The sequence below is a fragment of the Cellulosimicrobium sp. KWT-B genome (assembly GCF_002127155.1).
Lineage (GTDB): Bacteria > Actinomycetota > Actinomycetes > Actinomycetales > Cellulomonadaceae > Cellulosimicrobium > Cellulosimicrobium funkei.
Genome location: NZ_NEDO01000001.1, coordinates 375,538 through 394,559, shown reverse-complemented (window position 1 = coordinate 394,559; position 19,022 = coordinate 375,538). Strand labels below are relative to the sequence as shown.

The window sequence follows — 19,022 nt, the reverse complement described above, 5'->3', positions numbered from 1 at the left end:
GCGGGCCGACGACGACGCGTGGCATAGCCTGGGCGCGTGCCCGACTCCCGCGCCGTCGTCTACCGCACCCGACTCACCACCCGGTTCCGCGGGCTCGACGCACGCGACGGCGTCCTCCTGCGCGGAGACGCCGGCTGGGGCGAGTTCTCGCCCTTCTGGGACTACGACGACGCCGAGTCCGCGTCCTGGCTGCGTGCCGCGCGCGAGGCGGCCGACGACGGCTGGCCCGCCCCCGTCCGCGACCGGGTCCCCGTGAACGTCACCGTCCCGGCGGTCGGGCCGGACCGCGCCCGGGAGCTCGTCGCCGCGTCCGGCGGGTGCCGCACCGCCAAGGTCAAGGTCGCGCAGCGCGGGCCCGACGGGACGCTCGAGCCCCTCGACGCCGAGGTCGCGCGCCTCGAGGCCGTGCGCGACGCGCTCGGCCCGGGCGGTCGGGTGCGCGTCGACGCGAACGGCGCCTGGGACCCCGACGAGGCGCTGCGCCGCCTCCCGCACCTCGACCGCGCGGCGGGCGGCCTCGAGTACGTCGAGCAGCCGTGCCCCGACGTGGCCGGTCTCGCGGCCGTGCGGCGCGGCCAGCGCGGCGACACCGCCGTCCCCGTCGCCGCGGACGAGTCGATCCGGCGCGCCGAGGACCCGCTCGCCGTCGTGCGCGCCGACGCGGCCGACGTCGTGGTGCTCAAGGTGCAGCCGCTCGGCGGCGTGCGCGCGTGCCTCGACCTCGCCGAGCAGGTGCGGCTGCCCGTCGTCGTGTCGTCGGCGCTCGAGTCGTCGGTCGGCATCGCCGCGGGCGTCGCGCTCGCCGCCGTGCTCCCCGCGCTGCCGTACGCGTGCGGCCTCGCGACCGTGAACCTGTTCGCCGCCGACGTCGTGGCCGCGCCGCTCGTGCCCGTCGACGGGGCCCTGCCCGTGACGCGTCCCGCGCCGAGCGCGGAGGCGCTCGCCGCGACCGCGCCCGACCCGGGCACCGACCGGCGGTGGCGCGCGCGGCTCGACCGCGTCGCCGGCCTCGTGGCCGCCGGGAGCGTGCGATGAGCGCCGCCCCCGACCCGCTGCTCGACGGCCTGGACGCCCAGCCGCCCGCGGTGCGCAGCGCGTTCGCGCTCGTGCACCGCCTCGCGCTCGAGGGCGTCGCGGACGTCGTGCTCGCCCCCGGGTCGCGCAGCGCCCCGCTCGCGTACGCGCTCGCGGCGGCGGCCGACCTCGGCCACCTCACGCTGCACGTGCGCGTCGACGAGCGCGCGGCCGGGTTCCTCGCCGTCGGGCTCTCGCGCGGGGCGGGGCCGCTCGTGCGCGGCGGCGTCGCGCTGCCCCGGCCCGTCGCGGTCGTCACGACGTCGGGGACGGCTGTCGCGAACCTGCACCCCGCGGTGCTCGAGGCGCACCACACGGGCGTCCCGCTCGTGCTGCTCACCGCCGACCGGCCGCACGAGCTGCGCGGCACGGGCGCGAACCAGACGACCCACCAGGCCGGGATCTTCGGCCCCGCGACGCGGTTCGCCGCGGACGTCCCGGCGCCCGACGGCCGCCCGGGCGAGGTCCGCGACCTCCTCGCCGTCGCGGCGCGCGCGCTCGCCGAGGCCGTGGGCGCACGTTCGGGGCACCCCGGCCCGGTGCACCTCGACCTCGCGTACCGCGAGCCGCTCGTGCCTGTCGGCCTGCCCGGCACCCCTCCCGACGCCGCGCTCGCCGGGCCCACCGCGCCCGCCGCACCCGACCCGGACCTCCCCGGTGTCCGCCCGGTCGTCGTCGTGCCGGCCGCCTCCGCGGTTGTGCCGACCGCCGTCGCGCCGGGCGACGTCACGGAGCCGCTCGGCACGCCGGTCGCCCCCGTCGCGCTGCCGGTGCCCGGCGAGCGGACGGTCGTCGTCGCGGGCGACGGCGCGGGTCCCGTCGCGCGCGACCTCGCCGAGGCGCGCGGCTGGCCGTTGCTCGCCGAGCCGTCGTCCGGGGCGGCGGGCGGTCCGCGTCTCGTCGTCGCGCACCCGCTCGTGCTCGGGGTCGACGCGCTCGCGGACGACGTGGAGCACGTCGTCGTGCTGGGGCGGCCGACGCTCTCGCGCCCGGTGCAGCGGCTGCTCGGGCGCGGGGACGTCGCGGTGACCGTCGTGGCTCCGGGCTCGCGACCCTGGCCCGACGCCGCGCGCAACGCCTCGACCGTGCTCCCCGTGGTGCCCGCAGGGTGGCTCGAGCCCGCGCCCGCCACGGGCTGGGCCGAGCGCTGGCAGGCGGCGTCGGCCGCGGCGGCGGCCGTCGTCGCGGCGGCGACCGACGGGGCCCGGACCGACGGGCCGAGCGTCGCGCGCGCGCTCGCCGCGGCGGGCGGCCCGGACGACCTGCTCGTGGTCGGCTCGTCGAGCCCGGTGCGCGACCTGGGCCTCGTGCTCGGCCTCGACGGGCCCGGCCCGCGCGTGCTCGCCAACCGCGGGCTCGCGGGCATCGACGGCACCGTGTCGACGGCGCTCGGCGCGGCCCTCGCGACGGGTCGTGGCCACCGGCGCACCCGCGCTCTGCTCGGCGACCTCACCTTCCTCCACGACGTCGGCGGGCTGCTGCGCGGACCGGACGAGCCGCACGCGGACCTCCAGCTCGTCGTCGTGAACGACGACGGCGGCGCGATCTTCGCGGGGCTCGAGCCCGGGGCGCTGGGGGAGTCGTCCGAGGGCGCGCGCCGCACGTTCGAGCGCGTCTTCGCGACGCCGCACGGCGCGCACCTCGCGCCGCTGTGCGCCGGGTACGGGGTGGACCACCAGCTCGTCCAGGACGTCCCCTCGCTGCGGCACGTGCTCGCGGCGCCGAGCCACGGCGTCCAGGTCGTCGAGGTGCGTATCGGGCGTGCGGACCGCCGTCGCGACGGCCTGGTCCTGGCGGACGACGTCCGGGCGGCGGTGCGCGCGGGGCTGTCCTCGGGCGGCTGAGGGGCGCGGAAAAACTCGCAGCAGACTCCCAGGTTCGTTCAAGCGTCGTTCAAGCGCGGCGGTGTGAAGTAGTGGGCAGAAGAAGGAGGCCCACCATGACGAACACCCCGGGCACCGAGCCCACCCCCGTCCCGACGCCCGACGCCACGCAGCCGCTGCCGGCCGCGACCGCGGGCGAGCAGGCACCGGCCCAGCCGTCGGCGCACCCGACCGGCCACCCGACGCAGCCGCTCCCGCCGCACCCCGTGCAGCACCTCACGACGCCGCAGCCCGCCCCGACGGGCCATGCCACCGCACCCGCGGGGCACACGCCTACCGCTGCGCCGGCGAACCCGTACGCGCGACCCGCGCAGGGCACGTCCGCCCCCGGCGCCCACGCGCCGTCCGGCAGCTTCGGCCCGCCGCCCGCACCTCCGGCCCCGGCCACCGCCGGGGAGAGCGGCGCCCCGCAGCGCCGCCGCACCTGGGTGCCGGTCGTCAGCGCCGCGGCCGCCGCGGCGCTCCTCGCGAGCGTCGGCACCGCCGGCCTCACCGGCGCGTTCGGCGCCGACCAGGACTCCGCGTCGCTCGCCGACGTCGGCCAGCAGCACGAGACGTCGGCCGCGCCCGTCGCCGACTCGTCGTCGCAGAACCCCGACTGGGAGGCCGTGACCAAGGCCGTCGCGCCGTCGGTCGTGGCGATCCAGGTCCAGACCCCGCAGGGCGGGGCCGAGGGCTCGGGCGTCATCATCGACGACAAGGGCCACGTGGTGACGAACAACCACGTGGTGTCCGGCGCCGAGAACGACACCGTCCAGGTCACGCTCAGCGACGGTCGCCTGTTCGACGCGAAGATCGTCGGGCTCGACCCGGCGACGGACCTCGCCGTCGTGCAGCTCGTCGACGCCCCCGACGACCTCCAGCCCGCGACGCTCGGCGACTCCGACGACGTGACCGTCGGCGAGTCGGTCCTCGCGGTCGGCAACCCGCTCGGCCTCGCGAACACGGCCACGACCGGCATCGTCTCGGCCGTCGACCGCCCGGTCTCCGCGTCCGGCGAGGGCGGCGGCACGTCCGTCGTCACCAACGCGATCCAGATCGACGCCGCGATCAACCCGGGCAACTCCGGCGGCCCGCTGTTCGACGCGCAGGGCCGGGTCATCGGCATCACGTCGTCGATCGCGACGCTGTCGAGCGGCGGTGGCCAGTCCGGCTCGATCGGCCTCGGGTTCGCCATCCCGGTCAACCTCGCCAAGACGATCGGTCAGCAGCTCGTCGACAACGGGACCGCGGAGCACGCGTTCCTCGGGGTGACGCTCGCCGACGCGACCGCGACGGCCGACGGCGTCACGCGCCGCGGCGCCGAGGTCCAGGAGGTCACCGACGGCTCGCCGGCCGCCGACGCGGGCATCCGCTCGGGCGACGTCATCGTCGCCATCGACGGCCACCCGGTCGGCGGGGCGGAGTCGCTCACCGCGTTCGTGCGCGAGCGGGCCGCGGGCGCCGAGTCGAAGCTCACCGTCGTCCGCGACGGCAAGACGCTCGAGCTCGACGTCACCCTCGCGACGCGCCCGGCGGACGACGAGACCACCGGCCAGGGGTCGCAGGACGGCCAGGGGCAGACGCCGGGCCAGGACGGCCAGGGTCAGCTCCCCGGCCAGGGTGACCAGGGCGGCCAGCAGGGCGACCAGGGTCAGCAGGGTGACCCGACCGACCCGGGCAACGTCCCGAACCCGTTCGACTGGTTCTTCGGCGGCCAGGGCTGACCCGGCCCCGCACCCCGTCCCGCCACCTCCTCTGACCGTGGCGGGACGGTGGGCCGTCGGGGACGTCCCCGCCCCGGCGGCCCACCGCACCGAGCGGCCGGCACGGATCTCCGTGCCGGCCGCTCGTCGTCGTCGTCCGGGGGGCTCTCGTCGGGGGTCTTCCGCCGGGGTACGGACGCGGGGCGGTGGGGACGTCAGGCGTCGCCGAGCGCGTAGCGCATCGGCTCGAGCTTCGCCTCGGACTCGGCGACCTCGGCGGCCGGGTCGGACGCCGCGACGATGCCGCACCCGGCGAAGAGCCGCACGGAGCGCGGGTCGGTGCCCGACAGCTCGGCCGAGCGCAGTGCGATGCCCCACTCGCCGTCGCCGTCGGCGCCCAGCCACCCGACGGGGCCGGCGTACCGGCCGCGGTCCATGCCCTCGATCTCGCGGATGAGGTCGCGCGCGACGACCGTCGGTGTCCCGCACACCGCCGCGGACGGGTGCAGCGCGGCCGCGAGCGCCAGGCTCGTCGGCCCCGCTGCGGCGCCGCCCGACGCCCCGGGCGCGCTCGCGCCGCGGGCGAGGACGGCCGTCACGTCGGACGCGAGGTGCATGACGTTCGGCAGGTGCAGCACGAACGGCGAGTCGGGGACGTTCATCGACGAGCAGAACGGGGCGAGCGCCTGCGCGACGGACCGGACGGCGTACTCGTGCTCCTCCAGGTCCTTCGACGACCGCGCGAGCTGCGCGGCCCGCAGGAGCGCCTCGTCGTCGGACAGGCCGCCGCGCCGGATCGTGCCGGCGAGCACGCGGGACGTCACGAGGCCCTTCTCGCTGCGGACGAGCAGCTCGGGGGTCGCGCCGACGAGCCCGTCGACCGAGAACGTCCAGCACGCCTCGTAGGCGGAGGCGAGGCGCGCGAGCAGCCAGCGCGGGTCCACGGGCTCGCTCGTGTGGGCGACGACGTCGCGCGCGAGCACCACCTTCTCCAGCGCGCCCGAGCGGATGCGCTCGACGCCCTCCGCGACGACGGCGGCCCAGTCGTCGGCACCGAGTGCGCCGTCGTGCCAGGCCACCGCGCCCGGCGCGCGCACGGGCTCGCGCGGCGTGCGGCGCAGGGCGTCCGTGGGGGAGGAGGACAGGGAGCCGGCGGTGTCGACCGTCGTGAGCCACGCGTGGCCGTCGCGTCGCCCGACGACGACGCGCGGCACGACGAGCACCCCGCCGGCCCGGACCGGGTCGTGCGCGTCGTCGCCCGGTGCGGAGTCGTCGAACGCGAACGAGCCGAACGCGACGGGGCCCGTGCCGGGCAGGCCCACCTCGTCGCGCACGACCGCGCGCGCGAGCGTCTCGTGCCACGCCGCCTCGGCGTCGGCGAACCGGCCCGGCCCCCACGTCTCGAGCCGCAGCGCCTCGCCCCAGCCGACGATCCCGTCGCCGCGGCGCACCCACGCGAGGGGCCGCGTGTCCGGAAGGAGGTCGACGAGGGCGTCGAGACCGCCGGGCAGGTCGGGGATCCGGGTGGTCCTCACGACCAGCGGGTGGGGCTGTGCGGCCGTGGCCGACGGTTCTGCGCTCATCGCCTCCCAGCGTAAGCCGCGGCGGTGCGACCGCGGGCGCGGGGACGTGGAAGCATGGGCGCCATGCCCCGTGCCAACCTGGACAAGAAGCCCTCCGAGGTCGCGTCGATGTTCGACGGGATCGCCTCACGGTACGACCTAACCAACGACATCCTGTCGCTCGGGCAGGACCGCGCGTGGCGCCGGGCGACGGTCCGCGCGGTCGGCGCGCTGCCGGGCGAGAAGGTGCTCGACCTGGCGGCCGGGACGGGCACGTCCTCGGAGCCGTTCGCCGACGACGGCGTGCGCGTCGTCCCGTGCGACTTCTCCATCGGCATGCTCCAGGTCGGCAAGGAGCGTCGCCCGGACCTCCCGTTCGTCGCCGGGGACGCGACGCGGCTCCCGTTCGCGGACGGCACGTTCGACGCGGTGACGATCTCGTTCGGGCTGCGCAACGTCGTCGACACCGCGGGCGCGCTGCGCGAGATGCTGCGCGTCGTGCGGCCGGGCGGGCGCGTGGTGATCTGCGAGTTCTCGACCCCCACGTGGGCGCCGTTCCGGGTCCTGTACCAGGAGTACCTGGTCCAGGCGCTGCCGCGCATCGCCTCGGCGGTGACGCGCGAGGGCGGGTCGTACGAGTACCTCGCCGAGTCGATCGCCGCGTGGCCGGACCAGCAGGGCCTGGGCCGTCTCCTGCTGCGCGCGGGCTGGGAGAAGGTCGCCTACCGCAACCTCTCCGGCGGGATCGTCGCGCTGCACCGGGGCGTGCGCCCGGCCTGACGCCACACCAGGACGAGGCCGCGCGCGTCCCGCGCGGGGCCTTCTCGGCGACTCCGGCGGCACGCGGTCGCGTCGGCACGCGTGCGCGGCGCTGACCTGGGACGACGGTGCCCCGGGCGGCGCGGGCGCGCGGGAGGCTAGGCCATCGCGGCGCCGGCCCCCTTGCCCGCGAGTCCTCGTCCCCAGGGTCGGGCGTCGGCAGGTGCCGGGACCTTCGTCACAGGATCTCCCAGGGAAGGGTCGCCTTGCTACACATCTCCCGTCCGGAGTGACTAGAGTGGCGGTGTCCATTGTGACCGACTTCACAAGGGCTGTGGGTGCATCGTGTCCCGAGCCGGGTCACGGTGGAGCACCGCACGAGGACCGAGACGACGGGACGGCGAGGTGAGCACGGTGGGCGCGAGGCTCGACGACGCCGACGTGATCGTCGTGGGCGCCGGCCCGGCCGGTTCCGCGGCCGCCCACTACTGCGCCGCCGCGGGCCTGAGCGTCCTCCTCCTCGAGAAGTCGGCGTTCCCGCGCGACAAGATCTGCGGCGACGGCCTGACGCCGCGCGCGGTCGCCGAGCTCGTGCGCATGGGCGTCCCCACGCGCGCCGAGGACGGCTGGATCCGCAACCGCGGCCTGCGCGTCGTCGCGAGCGGCCGCTCCTGGGAGCTCGCGTGGCCGGACCTCGCGTCGTACCCCAGCTACGGCATGGCCCGCGCGCGCCACTCGTTCGACCGCACGCTCGCCGAGCACGCGCAGCGCACCGGCGCCAAGCTGCTCGAGCGCACCGCCGTCACCGGCCCCGTCCTCGACGAGCGCACGGGCCGCGTCGTCGGCGTCACGGCGCGCCCCGTGGACGAGAAGGGCCGGCGCGCCGGCGACGAGGTCACCTACCGCGCGCCCGTCGTCATCGCGGCCGACGGCGTCTCGTCCCGCTTCGCGCTCGCCCTCGGCCTCGCGCGGCGCGAGGACCGCCCGATCGGCGTCGCCGTCCGCACCTACTTCCGCACGCCCCGCCACGACGACCCGTGGATGGAGTCCCACCTCGAGCTGTGGGACGGCACGCCCCGCGAGTCGAACCTCCTGCCGGGGTACGGCTGGATCTTCTCGCTCGGCGACGGCACGGCGAACGTCGGCCTCGGCTCGGTGAGCTCGACGCCCGCGCGGCAGTCCGCGGCGAACGTCGACTACAAGGACCTGTTCGCCACCTGGATGCGCAACGCGCCCGCCGAGTGGGAGTTCACGGAGGAGAACCGGCTCGCCCCGGTGCGCGGCGCGGCGCTGCCCATGGGCTTCAACCGCACGCCGCTGTACACGCGCGGCGTGCTGCTCGTCGGGGACTCGGGCGGCATGGTCAGCCCCTTCAACGGCGAGGGCATCGCCTACGCGATGCAGGCCGGGCGGGCGGCGGCCGACGTCGTCGCCCAGTCGCGCGCGCGGCTCACCGACGGCGGTCGCGAGCGCGCGCTGCAGACGTACCCGCGCCTCATGCGGCGCGAGCTCGGCGGCTACTACACGCTCGGCCGGTACTTCGTGAAGCTCATCGAGCACCCCGAGATCATGCGGATCTGCACGCGCTACGGGCTCCCGCGCCCGGTCGTCATGCGGTTCGTCCTCAAGCTCCTGTCGGACTGCTACGAGCCCCGCGGCGGCGACTGGGTCGACCGCGTCATCGCCGGGCTGACCAGGGTGGTGCCATCGTCATGAGCCCACGAGGTGGGCCGGCACCCGCGCACCACGCAGCGCCGGCACTCGCACCACCTGACCGCGGACCCGGACGACGTCGTCCGGGGAGACCCGTCCCGAGCCCCCACTCGAGGAGTCGACGATGACCAACCCGTACGTCCCGCTGCTCGTCCTCATGGGCGTGGCCGCCGTGCTGGCGCTCGGCGGCGTCGCCGCGAGCGCGGTCATCGGCCCCAAGCGGTACAACCGCGCCAAGCTCGACGCCTACGAGTGCGGCATCGAGCCCACTCCCCACGCCGTCGGCGGCGGGCGCTTCCCGATCAAGTACTACCTCGTCGCGATGACGTTCATCGTCTTCGACATCGAGGTCGTCTTCCTCTACCCGTGGGCCGTCGACTTCGCGACGCTCGCGACGTTCGGTCTGGTGGCGATGCTCGCGTTCCTCGCGCTCATCACCGTCCCGTTCGTCTACGAGTGGCGCCGCGGCGGCCTCGAGTGGGACTGACGGTGGCACCCAGCGGGGGCCCCGGCGGGCACCGGCGAGAGAACTAGGAGAGACACCATGGGGATCGAGGAAGCTCCCTCGGGCTTCTTGCTCACCACGATCGAGGACCTCGCGGGGTACCTGCGCAAGGCGTCGCTGTGGCCCGTGACCTTCGGCCTCGCGTGCTGCGCCATCGAGATGATGGCGGCGGGCGCGTCGCGGTTCGACCTGTCGCGCTTCGGCATGGAGGTCTTCCGCGCGTCGCCGCGCCAGGCGGACCTCATGATCGTGGCCGGGCGCGTGAGCCAGAAGATGGCGCCGGTCGTGCGGCAGGTCTACGACCAGATGAGCGAGCCCAAGTGGGTCCTGTCCATGGGCGTGTGCGCGTCGAGCGGCGGCATGTTCAACAACTACGCGATCGTCCAGGGCGTCGACCACGTCGTCCCGGTGGACATCTACCTGCCCGGCTGCCCGCCGCGGCCGGAGATGCTCATCAACGCGATCCTCGCGCTGCACGACCAGATCCAGCACGAGCCGCTCGGCGTGAACCGCGAGGAGGCGGCGCGCGCCGCAGAGGCGGCGGCGCTCGAGGCGACGCCCACGTTCCAGATGAAGGGGCTGCTGCGGTGACGGACGAGAAGAGCGGCGCCGGCACGCCGGTGCCGCAGCCGGAGGAGGTGAACGGCCCCCGGTCGGCCGACCTCGTGACCGGTGCCGGGGCGCCCCGCACGCTCGAGGTCGTCGAGGTCCGCGAGGGCATGTTCGGCGTCCACGGCTCGGGCGACACGTCCGGCTACGGCGGCCTGGTGCAGCCCGTCGCGATGCCGGGCGCGAGCGCCCGCCCCTACGGCGGCTGGTTCGACGAGGTCGTGGACGTCCTCACGGAGGTGCTCGAGGCGTCCGGCGTCCGGTTCGACGCCGCGGTCGAGCGCGTCGTCGTCGACCCGCCCGGCGCGCACGCCGAGCTGACGCTGCACGTGCACCGCTACCACCTCGTCGAGGTGTGCCGGGCGCTGCGCGACGACCAGGACCTGCGCTTCGAGCTGAGCCTGGGCGTGAGCGGCGTGCACTTCCCGCACGACGTCGGCCGCGAGCTGCACGCCGTCTACCACCTGACCTCGATCACCCACGGCCGGCGGCTGCGGCTCGAGGTGTCGGTGCCCGACGCGGACCCGCACGTGCCGACCACGACGTCCGTCTACCCGACGAACGACTGGCACGAGCGCGAGACGTGGGACTTCTTCGGCATCGTCTTCGACGGCCACCCGTCGCTCGCGCGCATCGAGATGCCCGACGACTGGCCGGGCCACCCGCAGCGCAAGGACTACCCGCTCGGCGGGATCCCCGTCGAGTACAAGGGCGCGACCGTGCCCCCGCCCGACACGAGGAGGTCGTACTCGTGAGCACGCACACCACCGGCGCCCCCGGCGGCGCCCCGCACGCCACCCGTCCGCCCGTCGGCGACTTCGATCCCGGCGTCCCGAGCTTCGAGGCGTCCGGCGGCGACTGGGCCGAGATCGCGGAGAGCGCCGTCGCGGCCGCCGCGCTCGGCGAGGAGCGCATCGTCGTCAACATGGGCCCGCAGCACCCGTCGACGCACGGCGTGCTGCGCCTCATGCTCGAGATCGACGGCGAGACGGTCACCGAGGCGCGCTGCGGCATCGGCTACCTGCACACCGGCATCGAGAAGAACATGGAGTTCCGGACGTGGACGCAGGGCGTCACGTTCTGCACCCGCATGGACTACCTCGCGCCGCTGTTCCAGGAGACGGCGTACTGCCTCGCGGTCGAGAAGCTCCTCGGCATCACGGACGACGTGCCCGAGCGGGCCAGCGTCATCCGCGTGCTGATGATGGAGCTCAACCGCATCGCGTCCCACCTCGTGTGCCTCGGCACGGGCGGCAACGAGATGGGCGCGACGACCGTCATGACCATCGCGTTCACCGCGCGCGAGGAGATCCTGCGGATCTTCGAGGCGGTCACGGGGCTGCGCATGAACCACGCGTACGTCCGCCCGGGCGGCGTCGCGCAGGACGTGCCGCCGGACCTCGTCGAGCAGGTGCGCCGGGCGGACCCGCTCGTGCGCCGCTACCTCGGCCAGCTCGGCGACCTCATGCTCGCCAACCCCATCTTCAAGGGGCGCCTCGTCGGGGTCGGGCACCTCAACCTCGCGGGCTGCATGGCGCTCGGCGTCACCGGGCCGGTGCTGCGCTCGACGGGCCACCCGTACGACGTGCGCAAGTCCGACCCGTACTGCGGCTACGAGACGTACGACTTCGACGTCCCGACCGCGACGGGCGCCGACTGCTACGACCGCGTCGTGCTGCGGCTCGAGGAGTGCTACCAGTCGCTGCACATCGTCGCGCAGTGCCTGGACCGCCTCGAGGCGACGGCGGGCCAGCCCGTCATGGTCGGCGACCGCAAGATCGCGTGGCCCGCGCAGCTCGCGATCGGGAGCGACGGCCAGGGCAACTCGCTCGAGCACATCAAGGAGATCATGGGCTCCTCGATGGAGGCCCTGATCCACCACTTCAAGCTCGTCACCGAGGGCTTCCGGGTCCCCGTGGGGCAGGCGTGGCAGACCGTGGAGCACCCGCGCGGCGAGCTCGGGGTGCACCTCGTGTCCGACGGCGGCACGCGCCCCTACCGGGCGCACTTCCGCGACCCGTCGTTCAACAACCTCCAGGCCGTGGCGGCGATGTGCGAGGGCGGCCAGGTGGCCGACGTCGTGGTCGCGGTCGCGTCCCTGGACCCGGTGCTGGGAGGGGTGGACCGATGACCATCGACGCCGGACCTGCGACGGACGGGACGCCCGCCGGGCGCGCCCGTCCCGGGTACGACGCGGAGACGACGGCGCGCCTCGCCGCCGACGCCGCGCAGATCGTCGCGCGCTACCCCGAGTCCCGCTCCGCGCTGCTGCCGATGCTGCACCTCGTGCAGTCCGAGGACGGCTACGTGTCGCGCGACGGCATCCTGTTCTGCGCGGAGCAGCTCGGGCTCACCGCGGCGGAGGTCTCCGCCGTCGCGACGTTCTACACGCAGTACAAGCGCCACCCCAACGGCACCTACACCGTGGGCGTCTGCACGAACACGCTCTGCGCGATCATGGGCGGCGACGCGATCTTCGACGAGCTGTCGGACCACCTCGGCGTCGGGCACGACGAGACCACCGAGGACGGCGCGATCACGCTCGAGCGCGTGGAGTGCAACGCGGCCTGCGACTACGCGCCCGTGATGATGGTCAACTGGGAGTTCTTCGACAACCAGACCCCCGGCAGCGCGACGGACGTCGTGGACCGGCTCCGTGCCGGCGAGCCCGTCGCCCCGACGCGCGGCGCGGCGAGCGTGTGCACGTTCAAGCAGATGAGCCGCGTGCTCGCCGGCTTCCCCGACGGCCGCGCCGACGAGGGTGTCGGCGCGGGCGAGCCCACCCTCGCCGGCCTGCGGCTCGCGCGCGAGCACGGCTGGACCGCCCCGGCCGGCGAGACGGACGCGGAGGCGGCCCCGGACGGCGGCGCCCCCGCCGGCGGTGCGCCCGACGCCGGCGAGGCGCAGTCGAGCGCCGAGCGGAAGCCGACGACCGACGCCGACGTCGACCCCGGCGGCAAGGCCGAGTCGCCCGGCACGAAGCCCGACCCGTCGAAGGGAGCGGACGCATGAGCGAGCAGCAGAGCACCGAGACCCGCCCGGCGCCGGACCCGCTGACCCCGGTCCTGTCGGACACGTGGGACGCGGACCGGTCCTGGACGCTCGCGTCCTACCTGGACCGCGGCGGCTACGCGGGCCTGCGCGCCGCGCTCGGGCAGGACCCGGGCGACGTCGTCGCGACGGTCAAGGCGTCCGGCCTGCGCGGCCGTGGCGGCGCCGGGTTCCCCACGGGCATGAAGTGGGGCTTCCTGCCCGCGCCCGACGGCGGCCCGCGCTACCTCGTCGTCAACGCGGACGAGTCCGAGCCGGGCACGTGCAAGGACATCCCGCTCATGCTCGCGAGCCCGCATGCGCTCGTCGAGGGCGTCGCGATCACGTCGTACGCGATCGGGTGCCGGCACGCCTTCATCTACGTGCGCGGCGAGGTGCTGCACGTGTACCGCCGCCTGCTGCGCGCGGTCGAGGAGGCGTACGAGGCCGGCTACCTCGGCAAGGACGTGCTCGGGTCGGGCTTCGACCTCGACGTCACGGTCCACGCCGGGGCCGGCGCGTACATCTGCGGCGAGGAGACGGCGCTGCTCGACTCGCTCGAGGGCCGCCGCGGGCAGCCGCGGCTCAAGCCGCCGTTCCCCGCGGTCGCGGGCCTGTACGCGCGCCCGACGGTCGTCAACAACGTCGAGTCGATCGCGAGCGTGCCGTCGATCGTCGCGCGCGGCGCGGACTGGTTCACCTCGATGGGCACGGAGCGCTCGGCCGGCGTCGGCCTGTTCTCGCTCTCCGGCCACGTGACGCGGCCGGGGCAGTACGAGGCCCCGCTCGGCACGACGCTGCGCGAGCTGCTCGACCTCGCGGGCGGGATGCGCGGGGGCAAGGCGCTGAAGTTCTGGACGCCGGGCGGCTCGTCGACGCCGCTGTTCACCGACGCGCACCTCGACACCCCGCTCGACTACGAGTCGGTCGCGGCGGCGGGCTCGATGCTCGGCACGCGCGCGCTCCAGCTCTTCGACGAGACGACGTGCGTCGTGCGGGCCGTGAGCCGGTGGACCGACTTCTACGCGCACGAGTCGTGCGGCAAGTGCACGCCGTGCCGCGAGGGCACGTACTGGATGAAGCAGGTGCTGGCGCGCATCGAGGCGGGCCAGGGCACGGAGGCCGACCTCGACCTGCTCCTCGACACGTGCGACAACATCCTGGGCCGCGCGTTCTGCGCGCTCGGCGACGGCGCCACGTCGCCCGTCACGAGCAGCATCGCGCTGTTCCGCGACGAGTACGAGGCGCACATCACGGAGCACCGCTGCCCGTTCGACCCGGCGGCCTCGGCGCTCTTCGACTACACGCCCCGCCCGGCCCGCGTCCTGACGGCAGGAGTGCACTGATGACGACCACGACCCCCGCCCCGGGCACCGGCTCCTCGGCCGTCGCGCCCTCGGGCGGCGCGGCCAAGCCCCCGGCCCCCGCGGACCAGGTGACGTTCACGATCGACGACATCGAGATGTCGGTGCCCAAGGGCACGCTCGTGATCCGCGCGGCCGAGCAGATCGGGATCCAGATCCCGCGGTTCTGCGACCACCCGCTGCTCGAGCCCGCCGGGGCGTGCCGCCAGTGCCTCGTCGAGGTCGCGGCGCCCGACCGCGAGGGCAACGTGCGGCCCATGCCGAAGCCGCAGGCGTCGTGCACGCTCGAGGCGACGCCGGGCATGGTGGTGAAGACCCAGCGCACGAGCCCGGTCGCCGACAAGGCGCAGCACGGGATCATGGAGCTGCTGCTCATCAACCACCCGCTCGACTGCCCGGTGTGCGACAAGGGCGGCGAGTGCCCCCTGCAGAACCAGGCGATGAGCAACGGGCGCGCGACGAGCCGGTTCGTCGACGTCAAGCGCACGTTCCCCAAGCCGATCGCCGTCTCGACGACGATCCTGCTCGACCGCGAGCGCTGCGTCCTGTGCCAGCGGTGCACGCGCTTCTCCCAGGAGATCGCGGGCGACGCGTTCATCGACCTGCAGAAGCGCGGCGCCGCGCAGCAGATCGGCCGCTTCGACGAGGCCGTGCTCGACTTCGCGCCGCCCGCGGGCGAGGCGCCCGGCGACCGCCCGGTGGGCCTGGCCCTGGAGGACGAGGCGGGCCTCCCGTTCGCGTCGTACTTCTCCGGCAACACCGTGCAGATATGCCCGGTCGGCGCGCTCACGGGGGCGGCGTACCGCTTCCGGTCGCGCCCGTTCGACCTGGTCTCGACGCCGTCGGTCGCCGAGCACGACTCGTCCGGGTCGGCGATCCGCGTCGACCACCGCCGGGGCGTCGTGCTGCGCCGCCTCGCGGGGGAGGACCCGCTGGTCAACGAGGAGTGGATCACCGACCGGGACCGCTTCGCCTTCACGTGGCAGTCCGCGCCGGACCGTCTCACGCACCCGCTCGTGCGCGACCGCGAGGTCGCGCCGGACGGGACCGTCACGCGCGGCGAGCTGCGCCCGGCCTCGTGGGCCGAGGCGCTCGAGGTCGCGGCCGACGCCCTGACCCGGGCCCGCGACGCGGGCGGGGTCGGCGTCCTGCCGGGCGGGCGGCTCACGGTCGAGGACGCCTACGCGTACGCCAAGCTCGCGCGCACGTGGCTGCGCACGAACGACGTCGACCACCGGGCCCGCGCGCACAGTGCGGAGGAGGCGGACTTCCTCGCGCACGCGGTCGCCGGCACGGGTCTCGGCGTGACCTTCCCCGACCTCGAGAAGGCCCCCGCGGTCCTGCTCGTCGGCCTCGAGGCCGAGGAGGAGGCGGGCGTCGCGTTCCTGCGCCTGCGCAAGGGCGCGCTGCGGCACCGGGTCCGCGTCTTCTCCGTGGCGCCGTTCGCGTCGCGCGGCGTGCAGCGCATGCACGGCACGCTGCTCCCCGCCGCCCCGGGCACCGAGGCCGAGTGGCTCGACGGCATCGCCGCGGGCGACCGGGTCCGCACGCTCGACGAGGCGAGCGGCACCGACGACGTCCTCGCCGACGCGAGCGACGCGCTCCGCCAGCCGGGGGCGGTCGTCCTCGTGGGCGAGCGGCTCGCCACGACGCCCGGCGGGTACAGCGCGCTGCTGCGCGCGGTCGCCGCGACGGGCGCACGCCTCGCCTGGGTCCCGCGCCGAGCGGGCGAGCGCGGCGGCGTCGAGGCGGGCACGCTGCCCAACCTCCTGCCGGGCGGACGCCCGGTCGCCGACGCCGCGGCCCGCGTGGACGTCGCGACCGTGTGGGGCGCGGCGACCACCGAGGACCACCCCGCGGGGCTGCCCACGGCCCCGGGCCGCGACCTGGGGGAGATGCTTGACGCGCTCTCGGTCGGCCAGCTCGCGGGCGTCCTCGTGGGCGGGCTTGAGCTCGACGACCTTCCCGACCCGGCGCACGCGCGCCGCGCGCTCGAGGCGGCGGACGTCGTCGTCTCGCTCGAGGTGCGGCGCTCGGCGGTGACGGAGTACGCCGACGTCGTGCTCCCGGTGGCGCCGCCCGTGGAGCGGGCCGGGGCGTTCGTCAGCTGGGAGGGGCGCGTGCGCCCGTTCCCGGCCGCGCTCGCCTCGACCGCGATGCCCGACCACCGCGTGCTCGACGCGCTCGCGGACGCCGCCGGCGCCCCGCTCGGCCTGCCGACGCTCGAGGCCGTGCGCGCCGAGCTCGAGCAGCTCGTGGGCGACGGCGCCTGGGACGGCGCGCGCGCCGCGGCGCCCACGGTCGACGCGACCGAGCCGCCCGCCGTCGCGCCCGGGACCGCGGTCCTCGCGAGCTGGCGCCTCCTGCTCGACGACGCGCGCGGCCAGGACGGCGAGCGGTACCTCGCCGGCACGGCCAAGCGCCCCGTGGCACGCCTGTCGGCGGCCACGGCCGCTGCGGTCGACGTGTTCGACGGCGAGCTCGTGCGGGTCGTCACCGACCGGGGCGCGGTCACGCTCCCCGTGGTGGTGACCGACATGGTCGACCACGTGGTGTGGCTGCCGCTGCGCTCGCCGGGGTCGTCCGTGCACGCCACGCTCGGCGCGGTGCCGGGCGACCTCGTCCGGCTCGAGCCGGGGACCACCGACGGAGGGGAGGGCGCATGAGCGGCCTGCACGCGCTCCACGCGCTGGCCACCGAGACGCCGGCGGTGCCCGGCATCACGGCGAACTTCTCGCAGGACAACGGCTGGACGTACCTCGTCAAGGCCGTCCTCATCCTCGTCTTCCTGCTGACGAGCGTGCTGTTCGCGATCTGGTTCGAGCGTAAGGTCGTCGCCCGCATGCAGGTGCGGCCCGGCCCGAACTGGCACGGCCCGTTCGGCCTGCTGCAGTCGCTCGCCGACGCGATGAAGCTCCTGCTCAAGGAGGACATCACCGTCAAGGCGGCCGACAAGTTCGTCTACCTGCTCGCGCCGATGATCTCCGTGTTCTGCGCGCTCCTCGTGTTCGCGGTCATCCCGTTCGGGCCCGAGGTGCAGATCCCGTTCACGGACTACGTGACGCCCGCCCAGCTCACCGACTTCCCGGTCGCGACGCTCTACATCCTCGCGTGCGCGTCGCTCGGCGTGTACGGGATCGTGCTCGGCGGCTGGTCGTCCGGCTCGACGTACCCGCTGCTCGGGTCGGTCCGCTCGACGGCCCAGGTCATCAGCTACGAGCTCGCGATGGGTCTGTCGCTCGTCTCCGTCTTCCTCATGGCGGGGTCGATGTCGACCTCGCGCATCGTCGACTCGCAGACGCAGCTGTGGTGGTTCCTCCCCCTCCTGCCGGCGTTCGTCATCTACGTCATCTCCATGGTCGGCGAGACGAACCGCCTGCCGTTCGACCTCCCCGAGGCCGAGGGCGAGCTCGTGTCGGGGTACATGACCGAGTACTCGTCGATGAAGTTCGCGTGGTTCTTCCTCGCGGAGTACATCAACATGCTCAACGTCTCCGCGGTCGCGACGACGCTGTTCCTCGGCGGGTGGCGGGCCCCGTGGCCGCTCTCGGCGATCAACGACGGGATGTTCAACGAGGGCTGGTGGCCCATCCTCTGGTTCCTCGTCAAGGTCTGGGCCGTCATGTTCTTCTTCGTGTGGGTGCGCGGCACGCTGCTGCGCCTGCGCTACGACCAGTTCATGCGCTTCGGCTGGAAGGTCCTCATCCCCTTCGCGCTCGCGTGGCTCGTGCTGCTCGCCGTCGCCCAGGCCGTGCGCCAGTTCCTCGACGTGGACCTGCGCGTGTTCATCGGGATCGCGGTCGCGATAGCCCTCGTCGTCGTGGTCGTCGTCTGGTTCTGGCCCGAGAAGAAGGCGCCACCCGGCGCCGCTCCGCGCACCGCGGGGGGCGCGCCCGAGCCGTTCGACGCGTTCGCCGGCGGCTTCCCCGTCCCGCCGCTGCCCGGCCAGTCGCTCCCGCCCTCGCCGCGCCGTCGGGCCCTCGTGCCCGACGACGCGGGCGCGGCCAGGACGTCCGCACCGGGTGCCGGTGCCCCCCGCGACACACCGCACGACAAGGAGGTCGACCGTGGCTGACGACCAGAAGCCGGACCGGCCGGGCGAGTACGAGGTCCGCCGCCCGCAGGCGAAGGGCTTTCGCGAGCTCGTCGCGCCCGTCGCCGGGTTCGGCGTGACCTTCTCCTCGATGTTCCGGCCGACCGTGACGGAGCAGTACCCGCGCCAGAAGGTGCCGCCCAAGCCGCGCTACCACGGCCGGCACCAGCTCAACCGGTACCCCGACGGGCTCGAGAAGTGCATCGGGTGCGAGCTGTGCGCGTGGGCGTGCCCCGCGGACGCGATCTACGTCGAGGGCGCGGACAACGCCGACCTGCCCGACGGCGGCCACATGTCGCCCGGCGAGCGGTACGGCCGCGTCTACCAGATCAACTACCTGCGCTGCATCTTCTGCGGGCTGTGCATCGAGGCGTGCCCGACGCGCGCGCTGACGATGACCAACGAGTACGAGCTCGCCGGTCCGACGCGCGAGGGCATGATCTGGGAGAAGCAGGATCTCCTCGCGCCGCTGCGCGAGGGCATGCTCTCCGCGCCGCACCCGATGGTGCCCGGGACGTCGGACACCGAGTACTACCGCGGAGAGGTGAGCGGCCCGGTGGCCGAGCAGGTGGAGTGGGTGCGCGAGCACCGGCCGGACGACCCGACGCTCCCGCCGGAGCCGGCGGGCCGCGAGCCGGAGGTCCGGCGGGTCACGCAGCCGTCCGGGCGGTCCGCCCGTCAGTCGGCCCGGAAGGGCGCGCGGTGATCGGGGGCGGCGGCGAGGCGGTCCTCTTCTGGGTCCTCG

At 75.1% G+C, this 19,022-nt stretch carries 15 protein-coding genes; 14 read left to right on the top strand and 1 reads right to left on the bottom strand.

Annotated elements, in window-relative coordinates; translation table 11 throughout:
- Nucleotides 1-36: 36 nt before the first annotated feature.
- The 3 genes from B9L22_RS01740 (at nt 37) to B9L22_RS01730 (ending at nt 4,663) form a co-directional block, all read left to right on the top strand.
- Nucleotides 37-1,035: an o-succinylbenzoate synthase gene (locus tag B9L22_RS01740; protein ID WP_086148998.1), complete on the top strand. Its 999-nt coding sequence runs from the start codon at nt 37-39 to the stop codon at nt 1,033-1,035.
- Nucleotides 1,032-2,918, top strand: a complete 1,887-nt coding sequence (menD, locus tag B9L22_RS01735) for a 2-succinyl-5-enolpyruvyl-6-hydroxy-3-cyclohexene-1-carboxylic-acid synthase (RefSeq protein WP_086148997.1) — start codon at nt 1,032-1,034, stop codon at nt 2,916-2,918. Before B9L22_RS01740 ends, menD begins: the two co-directional genes overlap by 4 nt.
- Nucleotides 2,919-3,013: 95 nt before the next feature.
- Complete coding sequence (locus B9L22_RS01730; RefSeq protein ID WP_086148996.1) at nt 3,014-4,663, top strand: S1C family serine protease; 1,650 nt, start codon at nt 3,014-3,016, stop codon at nt 4,661-4,663.
- A 194-nt stretch (nt 4,664-4,857) separates the two neighbouring features.
- On the opposite strand, the gene B9L22_RS01725 is transcribed toward B9L22_RS01730, so the two are convergent.
- The gene (locus tag B9L22_RS01725; RefSeq protein WP_085388432.1) at nt 4,858-6,225 is read right to left on the bottom strand and encodes an isochorismate synthase MenF; all 1,368 of its coding nucleotides are present in this window, start codon (nt 6,223-6,225) and stop codon (nt 4,858-4,860) included.
- Between the two features lie 63 nt (nt 6,226-6,288).
- Between B9L22_RS01725 and B9L22_RS01720 the strand changes: the two genes are divergently transcribed.
- The 11 genes from B9L22_RS01720 to nuoI all read left to right on the top strand — a co-directional run bounded on the left by B9L22_RS01720 (nt 6,289) and on the right by nuoI (nt 18,983).
- On the top strand, nt 6,289-6,984 hold the full coding sequence (locus B9L22_RS01720; RefSeq protein WP_086149607.1) for a demethylmenaquinone methyltransferase: 696 nt from the start codon (nt 6,289-6,291) through the stop codon (nt 6,982-6,984).
- A gap of 393 nt (nt 6,985-7,377) precedes the next feature.
- Nucleotides 7,378-8,679, top strand: coding sequence for a geranylgeranyl reductase family protein (locus tag B9L22_RS01715; protein WP_233139588.1), 1,302 nt, complete (start codon nt 7,378-7,380; stop codon nt 8,677-8,679).
- Nucleotides 8,680-8,800: 121 nt separating this feature from the next.
- Complete coding sequence (locus tag B9L22_RS01710; protein ID WP_021481795.1) at nt 8,801-9,163, top strand: NADH-quinone oxidoreductase subunit A; 363 nt, start codon at nt 8,801-8,803, stop codon at nt 9,161-9,163.
- Nucleotides 9,164-9,220: 57 nt separating this feature from the next.
- Nucleotides 9,221-9,772 carry an NADH-quinone oxidoreductase subunit B family protein gene (locus B9L22_RS01705; RefSeq protein WP_086148995.1) on the top strand — a complete coding sequence of 184 codons (552 nt, stop codon included), beginning with the start codon at nt 9,221-9,223 and terminating at the stop codon, nt 9,770-9,772.
- Entirely contained in the window at nt 9,769-10,545 is a 777-nt protein-coding gene (locus B9L22_RS01700; protein WP_086148994.1) for an NADH-quinone oxidoreductase subunit C, read from the top strand. Before B9L22_RS01705 ends, B9L22_RS01700 begins: the two co-directional genes overlap by 4 nt.
- On the top strand, nt 10,542-11,921 hold the full coding sequence (locus B9L22_RS01695) for an NADH-quinone oxidoreductase subunit D (RefSeq protein ID WP_074808817.1): 1,380 nt from the start codon (nt 10,542-10,544) through the stop codon (nt 11,919-11,921). The genes B9L22_RS01700 and B9L22_RS01695 overlap by 4 nt, the downstream gene beginning before the upstream one ends.
- Nucleotides 11,918-12,802, top strand: a complete 885-nt coding sequence (gene nuoE / locus B9L22_RS01690; RefSeq protein ID WP_076403192.1) for an NADH-quinone oxidoreductase subunit NuoE — start codon at nt 11,918-11,920, stop codon at nt 12,800-12,802. The genes B9L22_RS01695 and nuoE overlap by 4 nt, the downstream gene beginning before the upstream one ends.
- Nucleotides 12,799-14,166 (top strand): NADH-quinone oxidoreductase subunit NuoF, encoded by a 1,368-nt coding sequence (gene nuoF, locus B9L22_RS01685; RefSeq protein WP_086148993.1) that lies wholly within the window; start codon nt 12,799-12,801, stop codon nt 14,164-14,166. Before nuoE ends, nuoF begins: the two co-directional genes overlap by 4 nt.
- A complete protein-coding gene (locus B9L22_RS01680; RefSeq protein ID WP_086148992.1) occupies nt 14,166-16,850 on the top strand; it encodes an NADH-quinone oxidoreductase subunit G in 2,685 nt (894 codons plus the stop codon). The genes nuoF and B9L22_RS01680 overlap by 1 nt, the downstream gene beginning before the upstream one ends.
- Nucleotides 16,847-18,259, top strand: coding sequence for an NADH-quinone oxidoreductase subunit NuoH (gene nuoH, locus B9L22_RS01675; RefSeq protein ID WP_086148991.1), 1,413 nt, complete (start codon nt 16,847-16,849; stop codon nt 18,257-18,259). The genes B9L22_RS01680 and nuoH overlap by 4 nt, the downstream gene beginning before the upstream one ends.
- A complete protein-coding gene (nuoI, locus tag B9L22_RS01670) occupies nt 18,252-18,983 on the top strand; it encodes an NADH-quinone oxidoreductase subunit NuoI (protein WP_086148990.1) in 732 nt (243 codons plus the stop codon). Before nuoH ends, nuoI begins: the two co-directional genes overlap by 8 nt.
- Nucleotides 18,984-19,022: the final 39 nt, after the last annotated feature.